This window comes from Spirillospora sp. NPDC049652 (assembly GCF_040675125.1).
Classification (GTDB): domain Bacteria; phylum Actinomycetota; class Actinomycetes; order Streptosporangiales; family Streptosporangiaceae; genus Spirillospora.
Genome location: NZ_JBFAOF010000047.1, coordinates 1 through 19,039, shown reverse-complemented (window position 1 = coordinate 19,039; position 19,039 = coordinate 1). Strand labels below are relative to the sequence as shown.

The window sequence follows — 19,039 nt, the reverse complement described above, 5'->3', positions numbered from 1 at the left end:
CGGCACGGAGCGCGGCGCGGAAGGCGGTACTGCTCCGCGCTGTGCGGAAGGCGGCGCTGCTCCGCGCTGTGCGGAAGGCGGCGGTCGGCCGCGCGGCGGTCGGCCGCGGGACGAGACGGCCCTCCGGTCCGGCGCGGCGCGAGCCGGGGCGGGCGGAGGGGGCCGCGGCCCGGGCGGGCCGCGGATGGTGCGGGAGCCGGACGGGCCCGGGGCGGGGCACGGCCGGTCGGACGCGGCTGCGGCCGGGGGGCGGCGGCGGTGACCGGGACGAGGAGAGAATGATCAGACTGACGCCGGGGCACTGCTCGGAGATCCTGCTGCTCGGGGCGCACTGCGACGACGTGCCGCTCGGAGCGGGCGGGACGCTGCTGCAGCTCTGCCGGGCCAATCCGGGGCTGAGCGTGCGGGCCCTGATCCTGTCGGGCGCCGGGACGGTGCGCGAGGCCGAGGAGCGGGAGGCGCTGGACGCCTTCTGTCCCAAGGCGCGGGTGGAGGTGGCCGTCCTCGACATGCCGGACGGCCGGCTGCCCGCCTACTGGGAGCGCACCAAGGAGGCGCTGGAGGAGGTGCGGCGCGGCTGCGACCCGGACCTGATCCTCGCGCCGTGCGCCACCGACGCCCACCAGGACCACCGGGGCCTCGCCAAGCTCGTCCCGACCGTGTTCCGCGACCACATGACGCTCGGCTACGAGATCCTCAAATGGGAGTCGGACCTGCTGCAGCCCGAGGTCTTCGTGCCGCTGGCCGAGTCCGTGGTCACCGAGAAGATCGAGCTGCTGCGCCGCTGCTACCCCTCCCAGCACGACCGCTCCTGGTTCGACGACGAGACGTTCCGCGGCCTCGCGCGCGTGCGCGGGGTGCAGGCGGGCGACCGCTACGCCGAGGCCTTCCACACCAGCAAACTCACCCTCCGATTCTGAGGAGCTGCCTTGCGCGTCCTGCTCACCGGCCACCAGGGGTACCTCGGCACGGTCATGGCGCCCGTGCTGACCGCGGCCGGGCACGAGGTCACTGGCCTCGACTCCGGGCTGTTCGCCGACTGCGTGCTCGGGCCGTCCCCGGACGACCCGCCCGCGCTCGCGGTCGACCTCCGCGACGTGTCGGCTGACGCGCTCGCCGGTTTCGACGCGGTGGTGCACCTCGCGGCGCTGTCGAACGACCCGCTGGGGTCGCTGCGCCCGGAGATCACCTACGACATCAACCACCACGCCGCGTCCCGGCTGGCCCGCCTCGCGCGCGAGGCCGGGGTGCGGCGCTTCCTGTACGCCTCGACATGCTCGGTGTACGGCGCGAGCGGTGAGGCGCTGGTGAACGAGGACGCTCCGCTGCGTCCGGTGACCCCTTACGCCGAGTCCAAGGTGCGGGTCGAGGACGACATCTTCGAGCTCGCTGACGACGACTTCTCCCCTGTGTCGCTGCGGAACGCGACCGCGTTCGGGTTCTCGCCCCGGCTGCGCGCCGACATCGTCCTCAACAACCTCGTCGGGCACGCGCTGCTGTCCGGGGTGGTGAAGGTGATGTCGGACGGGACGCCGTGGCGTCCGCTCGTGCACGCGCGCGATATCGCGACCGCGTTCGCGGCCGTCCTGGACGCGCCACGTGAGGCCGTCCATGCGAAGGCGTTCAACGTGGGGACCGAGCGCAACAACCTTCAGGTCGCGCAGATCGCAGAGCATGTGAAGGACGCCGTCCCGGACGCCGAGCTGGTCATCACGGGGGAGACGGGCGGTGATCCGCGGTCCTACCGGGTGGACTTCGCGCGCATCCGGGAGTCGCTTCCCGGCTTCGACTGCGCCTGGTCCGTCGCGGACGGCGCCCGGGAACTCGCCACGGCGTACCGCGAGCACGGACTGACGCAGGAGGCGTTCGACCGGCGCTTCACGCGTCTCGCCAGGCTCGCCGACCGCCGCGAGGCCGGGACCCTCGACGACGGCTTCCGGACCACCCGCGCATGACACCGGACGAGATGCACGCTCTGGTGCGGCGGATGTATCCGCTGTGCCGGAGCATCACGGGGGACGGTGTCCGGCAGACGCTCGGCATCGTGGGGGAGTACCTGCCGTCCCTGCGCGCGCACGAGGTGCCGACCGGCACGGACGTGCTCGACTGGACGGTCCCCCGGGAATGGAACATCCGCGACGCCTACATCAAGGACGTCGCGACAGGGGAGCGCATCGTCGATTTCCGGGCGCTGAACCTGCACGTCGTCGGCTACAGCACGCCGGTGCACGCGACGATGACGATGGACGCTCTCGCGCCGCATCTGCACACGCTGCCCGAGCAGCCGACCCTGGTTCCCTATAGGACGAGCTATTACTCCGAGACGTGGGGCTTCTGCCTGAGTGAGGAGACCCGCGCGTCCATGGGGGACGGTCCGTTCGAGGTCTTCATCGACTCGACCTTGGGAGACGGTCACCTCACCTATGGCGAAGCCGTCATTCCGGGGATCACCGATAGGGAAGTGCTGGTCTCCTGCCACCTCTGCCACCCGTCCCTGGCCAACGACAACCTGGCCGGGATCGCGGTCGCCGTCGCCCTGGCGCAGCGGCTATACGAGCCTCGCCACACCTTCCGCTTCATCTTCGCGCCCGGAACCATCGGGGCCATCACCTGGCTGGCCCGCAACCGTTCTCGTGTGGACGCCATCGCCCATGGCCTCACCCTCGCGTGCGCGGGGGACGAGGGTCAGATCCACTACAAGCGGAGCCGTCGCGGCGACGCGTCCATAGACCGGGCCTTCGAATATGTGCTCCAGGGGCGTTCGCACACGATTCTCGACTTCTCCCCCTACGGGTACGACGAGCGTCAGTACTGCTCCCCCGGTTTTGACCTTCCCGTGGGCTCGCTGACGCGCACGCCGTATGCCGGGTATCCCGAGTACCACACGTCCGGGGACGACCCCGCGTTCGTTTCCCCCGCGGCCATGGGCGACACCCTCGAAACGCTCTGGGAAGCCGTCCAGGTGCTGGAACGCGACCGGACGTACCTGAACCTCAGTCCCTATGGCGAACCCCAGTTGGGACGCCGCGGACTGTACGCGTCCCTGGGCGGACGCAGTGACACCAAGCAGACCCAGATGGCGATGCTGTGGGTGCTGAACCTGTCCGACGGCGGGCACAGCCTCCTCGACATCGCCGGCCGATCCGACCTCCCGTTCGCCGCCGTCGCCGATGCCGCCGACGCCCTGCGCGATGCCGGACTCCTCAAGGAGCTTGAACCATGACCGAGCTGAAGGCCGGGCCCGAGAAGGGGCCCAGGACCGGCCTCAAGGTCGGCGACGTCGTCGAGGTGCGCGGCGCGGAGGAGATCCTCGCGACGCTCGACGCGCGGGGCGAGCTGGACGGCCTGCCGTTCATGCCGGAGATGCTGGCGTACTGCGGGCGCCGGATGACCGTCCACAAGGTGGCGCACAAGCTCTGCGACACCATCAGCCGGTCCGGCATGCGCCGGATGGAGGACGCCGTCCACCTCACGGGGGCGCGCTGCGACGGGGCGTCCCATGGCGGCTGCCAGACGGCGTGCTCGATCTACTGGAAGGAGGCCTGGCTGAAGCGCGTCGGCCCAGGCCCCGCTCCGGAGCCGGTGCCCGCCGACCAGGACGAGGGCATGCGCAAGCTGCTTCCCCTGCTCGAAATCAACACGCGCAAAGAGACGGCTGGGGACAGCGAGGTTCTTTACTCGTGCCAGGCCACCGAGCTGTTGCGGGCCGCGCCCGAACGCGTCGGCGTGAAGAACGTCGGCCAGTTCGTGGAGGACGTCCGCACCGGCAACAACACGGTCGGCGAGTCCGTCAGGGCGTTCCTCATCGCCGGCTACAACCGGTACCAGGATGTCACGCGCACGCGTCTGCCGAAGCCCCTGCTCATCAACAACGGGCTGCGCTGGGCCCTGTTCGAGGGAGCGCTCGACGGCCGCACCCCGGTGGAGAACCTCGATCTCAAGCCGGGCGAGCTCGTCCGCATCAAGTCGCGTGACGAGATCATCAAGACGCTCAACAAGGACCTGCTCAACCGGGGCATGGGCTTCGAGAACGAGATGGCCCGGCACTGCGGCAAGACGGCTCGCGTGCGCGCGCGGGTGGAGAGGGTCCTCGACGAGCGCACGGGGCGGCTGCTCATCATGAAGACCCCCTGCATCATCCTGGAGGGCCTGGTCTGCGAGGGCGCCTACAACTTCAACTGCCCGCGCGAGTTCGTCCCCTTCTGGCGGGAGATCTGGCTGGAACGCGTCCAGGACGCGCCTTGAGCGAAGCTTCGAATGATGCCTTGAAGGATGCTTCGGGCTATGCCTTGAACGACGCTTCGGGCGACCCCGTGAGCGAGGACGGCGCCCAGGCCGACGAGCGGTCGCTGGGGGCCAAGACGCGCCGCGGGCTGAGCTGGAGCCTGCTGGGGACGGTCGGGACCAAAGCCGGGTCGTTCGCGCTCAACCTCGTGCTCGCGCGATTGCTCGCCCCCAACGACTTCGGCGTCTTCGCCATCGCCCTGGCGGCATGGGCCTTCCTCATCCATGTGAACGACGCGGGCATCATCGCGGCGGTCGTGCAGTGGCGCGGGAAGCTCGAAGAGATGGCGCGCACCGCGACCGTGCTCGCGTTCGTCTCCAGCGCGCTGGTGTACGCGGCGTGCTGGTTCGCGGCGCCGTACTACGCGCACCTCGCGCACAGCGACGCGGCCACGGGACCGATCCGGCTGCTGTGCGTCGTGGTGGTCGTGGACGGCATCACGGCCGTCCGCAGCGGTTCCCTCATGCGCGCGTTCAGGCAGGACACGATCGTCAAGGCGAACCTGGCGGGACTGGTGTGCCAGGCGCCGGTGGCCGTCGTGCTCGCGCTCTCGGACTTCGGGCCCTACAGCTTCGTGTGGGGCCAGGTCGTCGCGTCCGTCGTCGCGGGCGCGCTCATCCTGAAGTGGGCGGACGTTCCGCCGGGGGCGGGGTTCGACCGGGCTGTCGCCGCTCGGCTGCTGCGCTTCGGGCTGCCGCTCGCCGCGTCCCTCGGCATCGAGTCCGTGCTGCTCAACGCCGACTACGTGATCGTCGGGCACGTCCTCGGGACGGTCGCGATCGGCTACTACATGATCGCGTTCAACGTCTCGAGCTGGGTGCCGACGCTGATCGGACAGGCGATCCGGTACGTGTCCACGGCCGCGTTCTCCCGGCTCGCCGAACGAGACGACCCCGACTCGCTGTCCGACGGCGTCCGCCGCACCCTGCCGCTGCTGCTGGCGTTCGTGTTCCCGGCGGCGGTCCTGCTCGCGACCCTCGCCGAGCCGCTGCTGGCGTTCCTGTACGGCGCCCGGTGGACGCCCGGCGCGGTCGTGCTCGGATACCTCGCGATCCTCATGGCCGTCCGGATGATCACGTCGCTGACGTTCGACATCCTGACCGCCGCCGGACGCACCCGCGCGACGATGTGGCTGAACCTCGCGTGGGTCGTCGTGCTCGTCCCGGCCCTGCTCACGGGCGTGCGGGCGGACGGGATCCGCGGCGTCGGCGCGGCGCACGCGCTGGTCGGCGCGGCGGTCGCGCTGCCGCTCGCGCTCGCCGCCCTGCACCGGGCGGGCGTCCGGCTGGCCCCGGCGCTGCCCGCGCTCGCCCGTCCGGCCCTGGCCGCGGCGGTCACCGCCGCCGTCGTGCTCGGCGCCGACCACGCGCTCACCGCGGCGGCCGCGCCGGCCGCGGCCGTGCGGCTCGCCGTCGCCGGCGGCCTCGGCATCCTCGCCTACCTGCTGCTCGTCGTCCCGAAGGACGCGTTCCTGCGCGCCGCGCACCGGCTCCCGATCCCCGCCACGTCCAAGGAGGGCTGACCGCCATGCCGCTGGTGACCATCGCGCTGCCCGTGCGCAACGCCGGGGAACGGGTCGACCGGGTCGCCCGGTCCGTCCTCGGCCAGGACCACCCGGACCTGGAGTTCCTGATCTGCGACAACGCGTCCGACGACGACACCGCGGACCGGTGCCGGGCGCTCGCCGAGCGCGACCCGCGCGTCACCTACCACCGGCAGCCGGAGAACATCGGCATCCTGCCGAACTTCATGAGCGCGAGCCGCCTGGCGTCGGGGGAGTACTTCCGCTGGGTCAGCGACGACGACGTCCTGGAGCCGACGCTGGTGTCCCGCTCGCTGGAGGTCTTCGGCAAGGACGGGCGGCTCGTCAACGTCACCTCCCAGACGTCCTACAAGGGCGATGACGGAGCGGTCAGCACGTCCCGCTTCACCGAGCGGGGTCTCGGGTCCGACGACCCGCTCGTGCGCTTCACGACGATGCTGCGGCTGCTGAATTCCAGCCACCTCCTCATCGACCCGCTCTACGGCCTTCTCCGCCGCGACGTGCTGCTTTCCCTCCCGCGCCGGAACATGCTGCGCGAGGACGAGGTGATGGCCACGAAACTCGCCCTCGCCGGGCCGTGGGGACATGTCGACGAGGTCCTCGCCCACCGCCATTGGAAGACCGAGAAACCGGCCGTTCTGGGCCGCCGCCTGGGAGTGCCGTCGTGGCAGGCGCATTGCGCGACCACGCTGGAATTCCTGGAGGTCTACCGATGGGTCGACGACCCGCGGAACACCCCGGAGCTGACCGACGCGCAGCGGCGCCGTGCCCGCGCCGCCGTCCGGGCCGCCTGGGTCCGCCGGGAACGGCGCGTGGCCGAACACCGCGCCCGGAAACTGGCCCGCCTCGCGACCGGGCGTGATACCCGGTGAGCAGCCCTTTTCCACCGGCCGGTAGTGGCCATGGCGACACCTGGACCGATGAAATCCCCACTACCCGGATGCACGATGACAGCGTCATCAATTCGCCGGGACACGGGGACGCGGCGAAGTCGAACCGCCCTCGTCCGCGCGGGGGCACACCGGGGGCACACATGGGTTTCTGGAAGACGATCCTGGGCATTGCCCGGAACCGGCTGATCGGGCCGCCCGTCGTCGTGCTCGGGCTCGGCGTCGCGGCGCTCGCGTTCGTCCTGACGCCGGTCACCTACGTCTCGTCCAGCCTGCTCGTGCTCACCACGCCGTCCGCGGGCGGCCTGGAGGACCCGAACCGCCCCGGCTGGACGACCAACCCGCTGCTCCAGTTCAACGACGGGCTGAAGACGTCCGCCGCCATCCTCATCCAGGCCGCCGGGACCGACGAGGCGCTCACGAAGATGGGCGCGGGCAAGGGCAGCCCGACCAAGGTCGTCATCAACGACGGCACCAGCGATGGCAAGGTCATGACCGCCAGCCAGACCGGCCCGTTCATCTTCGTGCAGGTCACGAGCACGAACGAGGGCGCGGTCACCGACATCGTGCACAACGCCGAGCAGTTCCTCCGCAACGACCTGGTGAACCGGCAGCGCACCCTGGGCGCGCCCAAGCAGACCTACCTGATGCTCACCGAGGTCGTCCCGGCGTCGTCCCCCAAAGCGAAGATGACCCAGAAGTGGGAGTTCTCCGGCGCGGCCTTCGTGGCGATCGTCGGCCTCGGTTTCGGTATCGCCTACCTCGGCGCCCGCCGCCGCGCCCTGCGCGAGGCCGCCGCCGAGACGCCATACGACTTCTACTACGGTTCGACCGGCGAAGCCGGGCCGCTGCGTCCGGCACGACGTCCGGGCGCGCTCCGGTCGGCGGCCGGTTCCGCGCGGAGTGACGCGTCCGCGTGGGAGGGCGAAGAGGCGGGGTCTCCCGCCGGGAACGCGCACCCCATTCCGCTGTCGCCTAACGGATCGGGCCCGTCGGAAGCCCGAGGCTCTGATGTCCCGGACTACGGCCTTCCGCTGGACGGCGACCCCGCCGACACCGTCCATGACCGTCCTTCCAAGAAGCCGACCGAGCCATTCGCCGCCCCTTATCCGATGTTCGGCGGCGATCCGGCGCTCGGCTCGGCGGTGGCGGGCAAGCGCGACGGAATTCGCGGACCGGCCGAGACACCCCGGCGCAAGACTTACGAACCTGAGCCGACGCTGGAACGCGAGCAGACGCGTGCACAGGAACAAGCACGCGACCGGGAAGCGATACGCGCAGCGGATCGTTCCTACGGACACGCGCCAACGCGCGCGCACGAGGCGGTCCGCGAACATGAAGACTTGCCGTGGCCTGAGCACGAAAAGGCCGCCGACGACGATTCGGGCGGCTACGACCAGGCCGCTTCACGAAACACGCTCAAATCCGGCTCGGCCTTCGAACGCGAGGATGAGCAGGCCTTTGGGGACGAGCAGGAAAGGGAACTCGGCGAGACGCTCGGTTTCCGGGAGGCGCTCGGGAGCGAACAGACTCGCGGATTCGCCGGGACGTTCAGAAGCGACCGCGATGTGGAGGGCGACCGCGAACCCTGGCGCCTCGGCGACGCGACACGGGACGAGAACGGCCATCCTGGCGGGGCACCGGCCGGCGGTGACGGCGACGGCCCCAGCGGCGGTGGCGGTGGCAGTGGTGCCGGTGTCGTGGACGGCGACGACGAGTCGTGGCGCGATGGCGAGACGGCGCGGGACAAGGGACGTCAGGGGACGGCGGCGTTCGAGATCCTCGGAGCCGAAGCGGCGGACCCGCGCGAACGCGAGCCGGGCGGGGACCCCGAGGACGCCCCCGCCCCCCGGGTGAGGTGAACGGGACGCGATGGACTTCTGGAGCACGCTGCTGGTGCTGTTCCGGCGCTGGTACCTGACCGTCCCGGCGTTCGTGCTGTCGCTCGCGATGGCGGGCGCGGTCTTCGAGATGACCCCCTCGCACTGGGTCTCGACGTCGGTGCTCGTGCTGTCCAGCCCGAAGAACGGCGGCGACATCACGGTCGACCAGCGCAAACAGCCCAACCGGAACCCGCTGCTGATCTACGACCGGGGGCTGAGCGAGACCGCCGCGATCCTGATCCAGATGCTCGGCTCGCCCGAGATCGGCCAGCGGATCGGCGCGCCGCCCGGCGGCGCCACGCAGGTCCAGGTGGGCAACGGCAGCAACAACCCCGAACTGCTCGACAACGGCAGCCCGTTCATCTACATCCAGGTGGACAGCACGTCCGAGTCCGTCGCGTACAACACCAACGCCAGGATCGTGCAGGAGGCCAAGCGCGTCCTGGACGAGCGCCAGCACTCGCTGGGCGCTCCCCCGGCCACCTTCATCACGATCAGCAGCGCCGTGCCGCCGACGACACCCGTCATCCAGCGCAAGGGCAAGAAGCGCGCCGCCGTGGCGTTCATGGCCTTCTCCGTCATCGTCGCGCTGACCCTCGCCTACGGCGGCGAGAGCTACGCCGAGCACCGCCGGCGCCGCCGCGAGTCCGCCGACCCCGAACCCCTGTCGCCCCGCCCCCGCCGCACCCCCGAGCCCGCCGGAGAGCACTGACCGTGCCCGACGACACTACCCCCCTCGAAGACCCGCCTCCCAGACCCTCCCCCGCCCACGACGGTGACCACCCCACGCACCACCAGGACGCCGCCGTCCACGGCTCGAACGATCCCCACCAAGGCCCCCTCTCGATCGGCCGAAGCGGCGCTCACCGAGCCCAGGACGTCCGGCGCGATCGTGCCGCCCGTCCGCCGGACCAGGACACCGTCAACGCCCCGCCGACTCCCGGCCAGGCCCGCGATGCCGGGGGCCGGACAGGGACGCGCGGACTTGTGCAGGAACGCGGCCGTACCGGCCCGGGCCACCGGATTTCCGGACGTCGCGCCGGGCCTTCAGAACGTGTACTGGAATCCGGCCATGGCCAGACTGCGGAACGCGTCCACATCTCGGAACGCGTCCACATCTCGGAACGTGGCCAGGGCTCGGGACGCGTCTGGGGCCCGGGGCGCGGCCAAGGTTCGGGACGCGGCCAGGGTTCGGGAGGCATACGGGGTTCGGGAGGCAAACGGGGCTCGGGGCCCGTGCGGGGGACGGTCGCGCCGCGAGCGGACGGGGCGACGCTCGGGATCATGTTCGTGCTCGCGACGCTCATCGTGCCCGCGCGGCTGGTGGTACGCGGGACGGGCATCTCGCTGACGCCCGCCGACCTGGTCGCGCTCGGCATGGGGCTGACCTGGCTGGCCGCGCAGTTCGTCGCGCACTCGGGCGCGGCCAAGGGACGGACCGCCGTGCGGACGGTCGCGTCGTTCTACGTGGCGGCGATGTTCGCCTGCTACGGCTCGGCGAACAGCAGCTACCTGCCCGCCGACGAGCGGAACCTGCTGGACCACTCGCTGGTGCTGGCGGTCGCGTTCGCCGGTGTGACGCTCGCGGTGTGCGACGGCGTCCGGACGCTCGACCGGCTGGACACGCTGCTGAAGTGGGTCGTCGCGGGCGGGACGGGAGCGGCGTTCGTCGGCGCGCTGCAGTACCTGTTCATGTTCGACCTGACCAAGTACATGGTCCTCCCGCTGCTGCGCTACACCAGCGACAACAACCCGACGATGGTCCCGCGCGGCGGCCAGCTGCGGGTGGCGGCGACGACGGGCCATCCGATCGAGTTCGGGATCGTCTGCACGATGGTGCTGCCGCTCGCGATCCACTACGCGCTGCGCGCCCGGCGCGCCGGCGAACCGTCCTGGCCGTGGTGGGGGTCGGCGCTGCTGCTGCTGTCCGGGATGCTGTTCTCGGTGTCGCGGTCGGGCGTGCTGACGCTGCTCGCGATCGGGTTCGTGCTGCTCGCCGGCTGGCCGCCGCGGATGCGGACCCGGGCGCTGGGCGTGGTTGCGGCCTGCTCGATCGCCGTCCTGATGATCGCGGGCGGGCTGGTGCGGGCGATCTACAACCTGTTCGCCAACGCGCAGGCCGACGACAGCATCACCGCGCGCCAGCACCGCTACGGGCAGGCCGCGATGGAGGTCTCCAAGCACCCGATCTTCGGCCGCGGCGACGGGACCTGGCACTTCCCGGCCTACAACGCGTTCGACAACCAGTACATCATGTCGATGGTCGAGACCGGCCTGCTCGGCACGACCGCGCTCGTCCTGCTGTTCCTCGGCGGCATGTACTCCTCCCTGCGCGCCCGCGGCAAGGCGTTCTCCGACCTGGAGACCCGCGACCTCGCGCTCTCGATCACCGCCTCGCTCGCGGCCCCGCTCGTCGGCGCGGTCACCTTCGACCTCCTGTCCTTCGCGGCGATCACCGGCCTCACGTTCCTCATGGTCGGAGCCGCCGGCGCGCTGCTCCGCATCACCCGCGACCAGGAGCCGACGACGGCCGTCCCCTGGCGCGTCCGCGCGGGCAACACCCGAGCCGCCCGAGCCATCCGCGCCCGAGTCACCCCCGCCCGCTCCCCCTAGGCTGTGTTTTCGCAGACTCGGCCCACTTCGCTCGCCTGGCGGCTCGCTACGTGACCGTGTCTGGGCGAACGCGGCATCGCTTCGCGATCTGCCCGGTTCCACTCGCCTTCGGCATCGCTCCACCGAGCAGGTAGCGCGTTCGCGCGCGTGGCTGAGGCCGCTTCGAGACAGGCCCTAGCTGCACGTCCCGCGCACGGGTTAACGCGGGTTGTGCGGCGCTGGCGGGTGGTCAGTTCGCGCAGGGGAGGGGGCGGACGGTGGAGGTGATGCGGTAGGCGGCGTCGATGGTGACGACCGTGTTGCCCGTCCAGGACTGGATGGCGTGGCACCAGGACTCGACCGGGGCGTACGACCAGGACTTGTCGACCATGCGGTTGTTCCGGACGACCAGGCGGCCCGCGACGTGCTTCAGCTGGATGCTGTAGGTGCCGCCGGCGACGAGGTTGCTTTCGACCGTGACGTCGCTGATGGTGCCGCCCGCGCTGTCGGCGAGGAACAGCGGCGCGGTGAAGTCGGAGACGCCGCGCTGGTCGAAGGTGTTGTGCCGGACGACCAGGTGGCGCGCGTCGCGGACGCCCCACACCTGGATGCCGTCGGCGTGGTCGGCTCCGTTCGAGCAGTTCTTGACGTAGGAGTCGGTGATCTCGACGTCGCCGCCCTTCGCCGCGTCGCCGGAGACCTTGAAGCCGTGGCTGAAACCGCGGATGAGCAGGCCGGACGCGCGGTAGCGGGCGGTGCCCACGGCGTCCTCGCTGACGCAGCGGTCGGGGCGGCCCACGGTGGAGTCGGTGATCGTGAAGGGGTGGTTGGCGTCCTGGTAGTCGTTGGTGACGCGGCCGTCGATCACGCTGTTGCGGATGGTCACGCCGTCCGCCGCGATCACCAGGTCGCCCGGGACGTGGACGCCGTCCAGGACCGTGCCGGGCTTGCTGACCAGCAGGGCGTCGCCGTCGACGTTCAGCCTGACCTTGCGCGGCGCGGCCAGGCTGTGCGGCGCGCCCGTGCAGTCGGGTGTGGGATAGGCCGGGCAGCGGCCGTTCCCGGCCGGACGGGGGGTCGCCGTCGACTCGGCCGTGGGGACCGAGGGCAGCGGTGAGGGGCTGGGCGGGGTGCTCGCGGACGATGAGCCGGGTGCGGGACTGGATGTCGCGCCGGTGGGGACGGGCGCGGCCTCGTCCTTGCCCCGGCAGGCCGCGAGGCCCAGGGCGAGGAGCCCCGCCGTCGCGACCGCCAGGGCCCGGCTCCGGCCGAACGACTCGGTCATAGGTCGCATTGTGAGCACAGCGGGAAGACCGATGGGCGGGTTCCCCTGGTGACGGCTGAATGTGGCCAGCGGGCGCGTCCGGCGGCGCGTGGGGGCTGGTTACGTTGGTGGGCATGGCGTCTCGGGGGTTGGGCGGCCGGGCCGGCGCGGTTCCCATGGGCGTCGCCGCCGGGTGCGGCGCGCTGCTGGTCGCGGTGTACGCGCTCGCGGTGTGGACGGTGCCCGGGCAGCGGTTCGAGGACGCGGTGCTGCGCGCGTCGTGGCCGGACCGCGGGTCGCCCGTGGTGTCGGTGCTGGACACGATCTCGGTCGGGTCGCTGGCGCTGGCGGCCGGTGCGGTCGGCTGGATCGGCCACCGGACGGGCGGCCGCGCGATCGCCCTGGCGACCGTCGCCATGATCTTCGCGACGGTCGCGGCGACCGAGCTGCTCCAGGCGGTGCTGCCCCGGCCGATCCTGCTGGCCCACGGCTTCCGCCGGGAGGATCGCTCGTTCCCCAGCGGGCACACGGCGGTCGCGACGGCCGTGCTGTGCGGGCTGCTGCTGGCCGTCCCGGTGCGCCGCCGGGCGTGGACGGCCCCGCCGGTGCTGCTCGGCTCGGCCGGGATCGGCGCGGCGACGGTGACGGTGAGCTGGCACCGTCCGAGCGACACCGTGGGCAGCGCGCTCATCGTCATGATCGGTGTGTGCGTCACGATCGCCGTCCTCCGTCGCCGCGGTTTCCTGGTCCCACTAACCGAAACGAACGGCGGGGGGCGGATCGTTGGGGGCTTTCTCGCGATTGTTGTGACGATCTCCGTCGCCATCGCCGTTCGTGCAGGTCACGAGGCTGTGACCGCGCTGGATCTGACCGGTGATCCGGACCTGGCGCCGCACGGAGCCCTCGTCGCCGGACGTGCCCTGGCGGTCGCGGCCGCGGGCACCGCCACACTGACGACCTTCCTCCTGCTGCGCGGACTCGGCCCAGCTCACAACGCGCGCGCACGAGACCGCGAGGCAAGCGGCGACTCCGGCCTCACGCGCACTGCCTGAAGGGGCGTCCCCCCAGGGTCAGGCCGTCAGGCGTGTGCGCAGGGCGGACCATGAGCCCGCGTCCAAGTCCCGGTCGCTGATCGCGGCGACGGGGAGCGGCCACGGGACGGCCAGTTCCGGATCGTCGTAGCGGACGGACAGGTCCTCGGACGGGTCGTGCTCGCGGTCGATGCGGTAGCAGACGTCCGACAGGGCGGTGAGCGACTGGAAGCCGTGCAGCATGCCCGGCGGGACGTACAGCGTCGTGAAGGTCTCGTCGTCCAGGCGGACGGTCACGTGCTGGCCGAAGGTGGACGATCCCGGCCGGGCGTCCACCACGACGTCGAGGACCGCACCCCGCGCGCAGCGCACGAGCTTCGCCTCCCCGCGCCCGCCCCGCCCGTGCAGGCCGCGGACGGTCCCATAGCGTGACCTGGACTGGCTGTCCTGGATGAACGCCGAGGGGTCCAGCCCGTGCGCGGACGCGACGGCGGCGTCGAACGTCCGGGTGAACAGGCCGCGGTCGTCATGGTGCGGCTCGGGGACGAAGAGCAGCATCCCGTCCAGCTTGGTTCGCTCTACTCTCATATGTCGTGGACCTCACCGAAGGGCCGGTCGTCAGCGTCGTCATCCCCGCGCACAACGAGGAGGCGGGCCTCGCCGCCCTGCTCGCGCGGCTCCTGGAAGGGACCGCGCCCGGGGAGTTCGACGTCGTGGTGGTCGCCAACGCGTGCACCGACCGCACCGTCGGGGTGGCGCGGGACGCGGGCGTCAGGGTCGTGGAGACGGCGACTCCGGGCAAGGCCAACGCGCTGCGGCTCGGCGACGAGGCCGCGCGCGTCTTCCCCCGGGTCTATGCCGACGCCGACATCCTGCTCGATGCCGCCGGCGTCCGGGCGCTGGCGGAGGCGGCCCGCCGGCCCGGAGTGCTGGCCTGCGCGCCCCGGCCGGTACTCGACCTGTCCGGTGCCGGCCCGGTGGCGCGGCGCGTCCATCGCGCGCACGAGGCCCTCGTCGAGCCCTCCAGGGGGCTCGCCGGAACGGGCGTGTACGTGCTGACCGCCGACGCGCACGCGCGCGTGTTCCCACTGCCGGACGGCCTGCTCGCCGACGACGGCTGGGTCCACGCGACCTTCGGGCCGGACGAGCGCGTGGTCGTCGCCGAGGCGACCTCGGTGGTACGCCCGGCGCGGACCGTCCGGGCGCATCTGCGCAGGCGGGTCCGGGTCCGGCTCGGCAACCGGCAGCTCGCAGACCTCGGACGGCCGGTGGCCGCGTCCCGGCTGGGACCGTCCGACCTGCTTCGCCTCGTGCGCGCGCGGAGGGTCGGGCCCGTCGAGGCCGCCTGCTATCTGGCGGTGCTGGCGCTGGACAGGGGCCTCGCGCGGGCGCGGCGGGGGCGTCCCGTCAGCTGGGGGACCGACGCCAGCAGTCGCCATTCCTAACCTCGCTTCACGGCGATCAGGGACTTCACCAGGCCCGCGAACCGCTCGCCGAGGATCTCCGAGTCGGGGAACAGGTAGCCCATCTCCGTCCGCCCGAGCAGCTCGACGCCCAGCGCGTCCGCTATGGCGGCCTCGCGTCCCTCCGGCTTCACCTTCACCAGCGGCCAGCGTTCGGCCAGGCGCGCCCGCGCGCTCAGGGGAAGGAACTGGAAACCGGGGCACACCCAATGCGGCTCGACCGGGAAGTACCGGTACGGCGTCTGAACCCAGTGCCGGGGGGCGAGGTCGCGTACCGCGCGCGCGAAGCGCTCGCGCTGCGCGACGCCGCCCACGTGCTCGATGACCGAGTTCGAGACGACCAGGTCGAATCCGCGTCCGAGCAGGTCGGCGGGCAGGTCGCAGGCGTCGCCGGTCTCGGCGGTCACCCCGTCGGGCAGGTCGTCCGGCTGCTTCTCCAGCAGGTTCACGATGTGCAGGCGGGCCGGGTGGACGGGAGCGCGCTCCCAGAACTCGTAGGTGCCGCCGAGGTCGATCACCGACATCGCGTCAAGGCCGGGGAAGGCCTGGCGGAACATGTCCCACCGCCGCCTGCGGGCTTTCGCGCCGAGCGAGTCGGGCCCTTCGACGAAGCGGCTGCGCAACGTCTGCTTCACGAGCCCTCCTTGTCCGTGCGGCGGGTCAGGCGGCGGTTCAGGTCTCGCGTCACGCGGCGGGGCAGGGAGGCGCGACGCATCCGCTCCGGGGCGCACGCCGCATCGTAGGCCGCCAGCAGCGCTTTCTGGGAGTGGTCCCAGGAGAGCGGACCGGCGACGCGTTCGCGGCCCACTTCTCCCATGCGCGCGCGTTCTGCCGGGTCGTCCAGAAGCTGAGAGATGAGCTTGGCGAACGCCGATTCGTCGTCGCAGGGCGCGTACAGGGCCGCGTCCCCAGCGGACACGCGTGACTCGTGCAGATCGAACGAGACGGTAGGCCGGGACATGGCCATGTACTCCATGACCTTGTTCATCGTCGAACGGTCGTTGAGCGGACTGTACGGATCGGGCGCGAGGCACACGTCGGCGGTGGACAGGTACGGAAGCAGACGGTCGTCCAGGACGCGCCCCGGGAACTCGACCCGGTCCTCCAAGCCGAGGTCGCCGACCATCCGGACGAGGGGCTCGAACATGTCTCCGTCGCCCAGGAACGCGGCGTGCCAGTCGTCGCGGCCCAGTTCGTCACGGAGTTTGGTCAGCGACCGCAGCGCGTAGTCCACGCCGTCCTGCGGGCCCATGACACCCAGGTACACGAGCAGGTGCTTCTTGCCGCGCTTCAGGTCGTTCTGCTGCGGGACGGGCCGGAAACGGTCCGTCGCCGGGGCGCTGCGCACGACGAACACGTCCTCGGGACGCTTCTCGCCTCGTGCTAGGGCGATCTCCCGATAGCTCTCGTTAGTGACGATGACGACGTCCGCCGTGTCGTAGGTCGCGCGCTCCACCCGCCGGACGCACCGGTAGAGGAAGTCCTCGCCGCGTCCGAACCTCGACAGGTACAGCTCCGGCACCAGGTCGTGCTGGTCGAAGATGAACCGCGTGCCGTGCCTCCGCAGCATGCGCGCCACGAGGAACAGCAGGTCGGGCGGGTTGCAGGCGTGCACGACGTGGAAGGGGCCGTGCTCGCGGACGAGCCGCCGCGCGATCCGGGCGGTGTGCCAGAGCGCCGTCGAGTACTCGGTGAGGTAGCCGCGCGGGCCGCCGCTCGCCGCGTCCAGCGGATAGCGGTGGATCGCGACGCCGTCGATGAACGCCTCACGCTCGGTGTCGTTCTTCGCGCCCTGCGGGCAGATGACGTGCACCTCCCAGCCCGCGTCGCGCAGCACCGTGCTCTCCTGCCAGACCCGCCGGTCGAACGGGACGGACAGGTTCTCTACCAGGATCAGGGCGCGTCGCCGGGCGGGTGTCCGCCGGACCGGGCGCTCGCCGCTCTTGTCGCCGTGAACAGCCAAAGCTCACGCATCCAGGGGGGTGAGCCGGCGCCCCCGGGCGCCGGGCGGGTGAGGGACGGAGAGTGCGGGGTGGAATGCGGGGTGGAGTGCGGGGTGGATCGTTCGGCGGGTTCATCGGGGACCGTCCTCGCGCTGACGGGCGGTCTCCAGTGCGCGGCGGGCCCGGCGGAGAGCGGGAGCCAACCGGGTGTCGCGCAACGAATTCCGGGCGGTGCCAACGGCGTTGTTCCGGACGCGCCGGACGGCGCGCGCGACCGGCCCGCGCAGCACCGCCCCCTGGCACACGTACGTCTCGCCGGTCTTGGCGCGGCGTTTGTACTCGTCCTCGCCCCGCCCCAGGTCGATGCGGGTGACGCCGAGTTCCGGCGCGGCGGCGACCAGCTCGCGGAGCAGGATCCAGCCCGGCGCGAACGCCGCGTGCGCCGGGTCGTACACCGGAAACCACCAGTGCAGGACGCCCTCGGACCGCAGACCGAAATGCGCCGCGAGCAGATGCGGTCCGGCGCGGACGACCGACAGGACCCCACCGAAGTCGTCCGCCGATGTCCTCGCGTACTTCCGCAGCCCGTCGTCCTTGCGCGCGCGCATGAGGAGGTGCAGCAGCTCGCGCCGGGACGGCTCGGCGAAGTAGTCGCGGGCGTTCGTGGCGGCGTACTGGCCCCGCTTCAGCTCGATCAGCTCGTCCAGCGCGCCCGGGTCGAACGCGTCGGCCTCGAAGGTGACCGCCCCGAGGGTCCGTTCGGCCTTGCGGGTGCGGCGCCGGGCCTGCGACATGTTGTCCCGGCCGCTGCGGGACGCGCGGCCGAGGTAGCCGTCCAGGCCGCCGCTGACGTCGAGGAACGGCGACGGCCGCCGCGACTCGGTCCAGGGCGCGAACTCGGGCGAGCCGTCCAGCAGGTGGTCGAACTCCAGCGTCCGGACGCTCGTCCCCGAGACCAGCGATGCCACCGGGAACGGCGTGCCGGCGGCCGTGACCGGGCCCTGGAAGTCCGCGCCGGGCCAGCCGACCGGGCGTGCGACCGTGCCGTCGCGATGCAGCGCGAAGATCCCGGTGATCTGCTCGCCGCCACTCGCCACCGCGACCGTGACGGGCCGTCCCAACGTGTGGACGGCAGCCGCGAAAGCGGGATGAAAGTAGGGGCTGTCGTAGCGCGCGTCCGCTGCTCGCAGCGCGTGCCAGGCGGACAGCTCGGCCTGGCGCAGGGCGTCGAACCCGGTAATGCGCAGCCCAAAGTCGGCCCCGGAACCGGAAGTCATCAAGCCTTCAGCTCCCGGATCCGATGGGACGGAAGCAGAAGCGCGGCCAGAGCGGCCCGCGAGGTGCGGCGCCCGGCGAGGGCCCGCAGCAGCTCGCCCAGAGTGATGCCCAGGAAGAAGGGGACGGCGGCGAGCGTCCCGCGACGCTGCTTGAACAGACGCACCCGATTGACGGTGAGCAGCGAGTACAGCATCGGACTGGTGTCCGACTCGCCGCCCAGGTGCGTCACCCCGGCGGACGGCTCGAACCAGGTGGCCAGCCCCACATCGGCGGCGCGCAGCGCGTAGTCGGTCTCTTCGCTGTAGAGCAGGAACGACTCGTCCCAGGGACCGACCCGCCGGATCGTCTCCACCGAGAGTAACTGCGCCGCGCCCGTCGCCCAGTCCACCTCGTGCGCGCGCGTGTAGGCGGACGCTTCGGTGATCTTCTCGCCCCAGCGGGACCGGCGGCCGCCGAGGAGCGCGTCCAACCAGACGCGCCGCACACTCGGCCGCCGGAACAGCGACGGCTGCATCCGACCGTCCGGATGGAGCAGGCGCGGGACCGCGATGCCGCGCCCGGGAGCCTCAGCGAGCGCCCCGGCCAGCACGGCGAGCGCGCCGTTCTGGAAGCGGCAGTCGGGGTTCATGACGAACACCGCGTCCAGGTCGTCGAGGTCGAGCACGGCGGTTCCGGCGTTGATCGCGGCCGAGTAGCCGGCGTTCCGGCCCGTCCCGATCACTCGCAGCGGCAGTTCGGCCGCCGCGTCCTCGGCGATGCGGGTCGTGTCGTCCCGCGAGGCGTTGTCGACCACGACGACCGCCCGCAGCAGGGTCCCTTCCGCGCCGCCCGGGATCGAGTCCAGGCAGCCGCGCAGCACGCCCGCGC

General features: G+C 71.8%; 17 protein-coding genes. 11 read left to right on the top strand and 6 right to left on the bottom strand.

Annotated features, from left to right (window positions below; genetic code table 11):
• Positions 1-278 precede the first annotated feature (278 nt).
• The 9 genes from AB0J52_RS05990 to AB0J52_RS05950 all read left to right on the top strand — a co-directional run bounded on the left by AB0J52_RS05990 (position 279) and on the right by AB0J52_RS05950 (position 11,214).
• The gene (locus tag AB0J52_RS05990) at positions 279-920 is read left to right on the top strand and encodes a PIG-L deacetylase family protein (protein ID WP_500180445.1); all 642 of its coding nucleotides are present in this window, start codon (positions 279-281) and stop codon (positions 918-920) included.
• Positions 921-929: 9 nt separating this feature from the next.
• Entirely contained in the window at positions 930-1,955 is a 1,026-nt protein-coding gene (locus AB0J52_RS05985; protein WP_500180444.1) for an NAD-dependent epimerase/dehydratase family protein, read from the top strand.
• Positions 1,952-3,223 carry a DUF4910 domain-containing protein gene (locus tag AB0J52_RS05980; RefSeq protein WP_500180443.1) on the top strand — a complete coding sequence of 424 codons (1,272 nt, stop codon included), beginning with the start codon at positions 1,952-1,954 and terminating at the stop codon, positions 3,221-3,223. The genes AB0J52_RS05985 and AB0J52_RS05980 overlap by 4 nt, the downstream gene beginning before the upstream one ends.
• Positions 3,220-4,245 (top strand): hypothetical protein, encoded by a 1,026-nt coding sequence (locus AB0J52_RS05975; RefSeq protein ID WP_500180442.1) that lies wholly within the window; start codon positions 3,220-3,222, stop codon positions 4,243-4,245. The genes AB0J52_RS05980 and AB0J52_RS05975 overlap by 4 nt, the downstream gene beginning before the upstream one ends.
• A 68-nt stretch (positions 4,246-4,313) precedes the next feature.
• Positions 4,314-5,807 carry a lipopolysaccharide biosynthesis protein gene (locus tag AB0J52_RS05970; protein WP_500180441.1) on the top strand — a complete coding sequence of 498 codons (1,494 nt, stop codon included), beginning with the start codon at positions 4,314-4,316 and terminating at the stop codon, positions 5,805-5,807.
• A gap of 5 nt (positions 5,808-5,812) precedes the next feature.
• Positions 5,813-6,700: a glycosyltransferase family 2 protein gene (locus AB0J52_RS05965; protein WP_500180440.1), complete on the top strand. Its 888-nt coding sequence runs from the start codon at positions 5,813-5,815 to the stop codon at positions 6,698-6,700.
• A gap of 161 nt (positions 6,701-6,861) precedes the next feature.
• Positions 6,862-8,580 carry a hypothetical protein gene (locus AB0J52_RS05960; protein ID WP_500180439.1) on the top strand — a complete coding sequence of 573 codons (1,719 nt, stop codon included), beginning with the start codon at positions 6,862-6,864 and terminating at the stop codon, positions 8,578-8,580.
• A gap of 10 nt (positions 8,581-8,590) precedes the next feature.
• On the top strand, positions 8,591-9,313 hold the full coding sequence (locus AB0J52_RS05955) for a YveK family protein (RefSeq protein WP_500180438.1): 723 nt from the start codon (positions 8,591-8,593) through the stop codon (positions 9,311-9,313).
• 572 nt (positions 9,314-9,885) lie between these two features.
• Entirely contained in the window at positions 9,886-11,214 is a 1,329-nt protein-coding gene (locus AB0J52_RS05950) for an O-antigen ligase family protein (RefSeq protein ID WP_500180437.1), read from the top strand.
• A gap of 229 nt (positions 11,215-11,443) precedes the next feature.
• Here AB0J52_RS05950 and AB0J52_RS05945 read toward each other — a convergent pair whose 3' ends face one another.
• The gene (locus tag AB0J52_RS05945; RefSeq protein ID WP_500180436.1) at positions 11,444-12,478 is read right to left on the bottom strand and encodes a right-handed parallel beta-helix repeat-containing protein; all 1,035 of its coding nucleotides are present in this window, start codon (positions 12,476-12,478) and stop codon (positions 11,444-11,446) included.
• 113 nt (positions 12,479-12,591) lie between these two features.
• On the opposite strand from AB0J52_RS05945, the gene AB0J52_RS05940 reads away from it, so the two are divergent.
• The gene (locus tag AB0J52_RS05940) at positions 12,592-13,509 is read left to right on the top strand and encodes a phosphatase PAP2 family protein (protein ID WP_500180435.1); all 918 of its coding nucleotides are present in this window, start codon (positions 12,592-12,594) and stop codon (positions 13,507-13,509) included.
• 18 nt (positions 13,510-13,527) lie between these two features.
• On the opposite strand, the gene AB0J52_RS05935 is transcribed toward AB0J52_RS05940, so the two are convergent.
• Positions 13,528-14,076 (bottom strand): dTDP-4-dehydrorhamnose 3,5-epimerase family protein, encoded by a 549-nt coding sequence (locus AB0J52_RS05935; RefSeq protein ID WP_500180434.1) that lies wholly within the window; start codon positions 14,074-14,076, stop codon positions 13,528-13,530.
• A gap of 5 nt (positions 14,077-14,081) precedes the next feature.
• Here AB0J52_RS05935 and AB0J52_RS05930 point away from each other — a divergent pair, with 5 nt between their 5' ends.
• A complete protein-coding gene (locus AB0J52_RS05930; protein WP_500180433.1) occupies positions 14,082-14,933 on the top strand; it encodes a glycosyltransferase family 2 protein in 852 nt (283 codons plus the stop codon).
• On the opposite strand, the gene AB0J52_RS05925 is transcribed toward AB0J52_RS05930, so the two are convergent.
• From AB0J52_RS05925 to AB0J52_RS05910, 4 genes are all read right to left on the bottom strand, one after another.
• Entirely contained in the window at positions 14,930-15,586 is a 657-nt protein-coding gene (locus AB0J52_RS05925) for a class I SAM-dependent methyltransferase (RefSeq protein WP_500180432.1), read from the bottom strand. The genes AB0J52_RS05930 and AB0J52_RS05925 overlap by 4 nt on opposite strands.
• Entirely contained in the window at positions 15,583-16,914 is a 1,332-nt protein-coding gene (locus AB0J52_RS05920) for a glycosyltransferase family 4 protein (protein ID WP_500180431.1), read from the bottom strand. The genes AB0J52_RS05925 and AB0J52_RS05920 overlap by 4 nt, the downstream gene beginning before the upstream one ends.
• A gap of 111 nt (positions 16,915-17,025) precedes the next feature.
• Positions 17,026-18,171 (bottom strand): GNAT family N-acetyltransferase, encoded by a 1,146-nt coding sequence (locus tag AB0J52_RS05915; protein WP_500180430.1) that lies wholly within the window; start codon positions 18,169-18,171, stop codon positions 17,026-17,028.
• Positions 18,171-19,039 (bottom strand): glycosyltransferase family 2 protein (locus AB0J52_RS05910; RefSeq protein WP_500180429.1); only part of this gene is annotated, 869 nt, incomplete at its 5' end. The genes AB0J52_RS05915 and AB0J52_RS05910, both read right to left, overlap by 1 nt.

Bases quoted from the DNA above. Each gene is read 5' to 3' on its own strand.
- AB0J52_RS05990 (WP_500180445.1), top strand. From the start codon at position 279: ATGATCAGACTGACGCCGGGGCACTGCTCGGAGATCCTGCTGCTCGGG.
- AB0J52_RS05980 (WP_500180443.1), top strand. From the start codon at position 1,952: ATGACACCGGACGAGATGCACGCTCTGGTGCGGCGGATGTATCCGCTG.
- AB0J52_RS05975 (WP_500180442.1), top strand. From the start codon at position 3,220: ATGACCGAGCTGAAGGCCGGGCCCGAGAAGGGGCCCAGGACCGGCCTC.
- AB0J52_RS05965 (WP_500180440.1), top strand. From the start codon at position 5,813: ATGCCGCTGGTGACCATCGCGCTGCCCGTGCGCAACGCCGGGGAACGG.
- AB0J52_RS05960 (WP_500180439.1), top strand. From the start codon at position 6,862: ATGGGTTTCTGGAAGACGATCCTGGGCATTGCCCGGAACCGGCTGATC.
- AB0J52_RS05955 (WP_500180438.1), top strand. From the start codon at position 8,591: ATGGACTTCTGGAGCACGCTGCTGGTGCTGTTCCGGCGCTGGTACCTG.
- AB0J52_RS05950 (WP_500180437.1), top strand. From the start codon at position 9,886: ATGTTCGTGCTCGCGACGCTCATCGTGCCCGCGCGGCTGGTGGTACGC.
- AB0J52_RS05945 (WP_500180436.1), bottom strand. From the start codon at position 12,478: ATGACCGAGTCGTTCGGCCGGAGCCGGGCCCTGGCGGTCGCGACGGCG.
- AB0J52_RS05940 (WP_500180435.1), top strand. From the start codon at position 12,592: ATGGCGTCTCGGGGGTTGGGCGGCCGGGCCGGCGCGGTTCCCATGGGC.
- AB0J52_RS05935 (WP_500180434.1), bottom strand. From the start codon at position 14,076: ATGAGAGTAGAGCGAACCAAGCTGGACGGGATGCTGCTCTTCGTCCCC.
- AB0J52_RS05915 (WP_500180430.1), bottom strand. From the start codon at position 18,171: ATGACTTCCGGTTCCGGGGCCGACTTTGGGCTGCGCATTACCGGGTTC.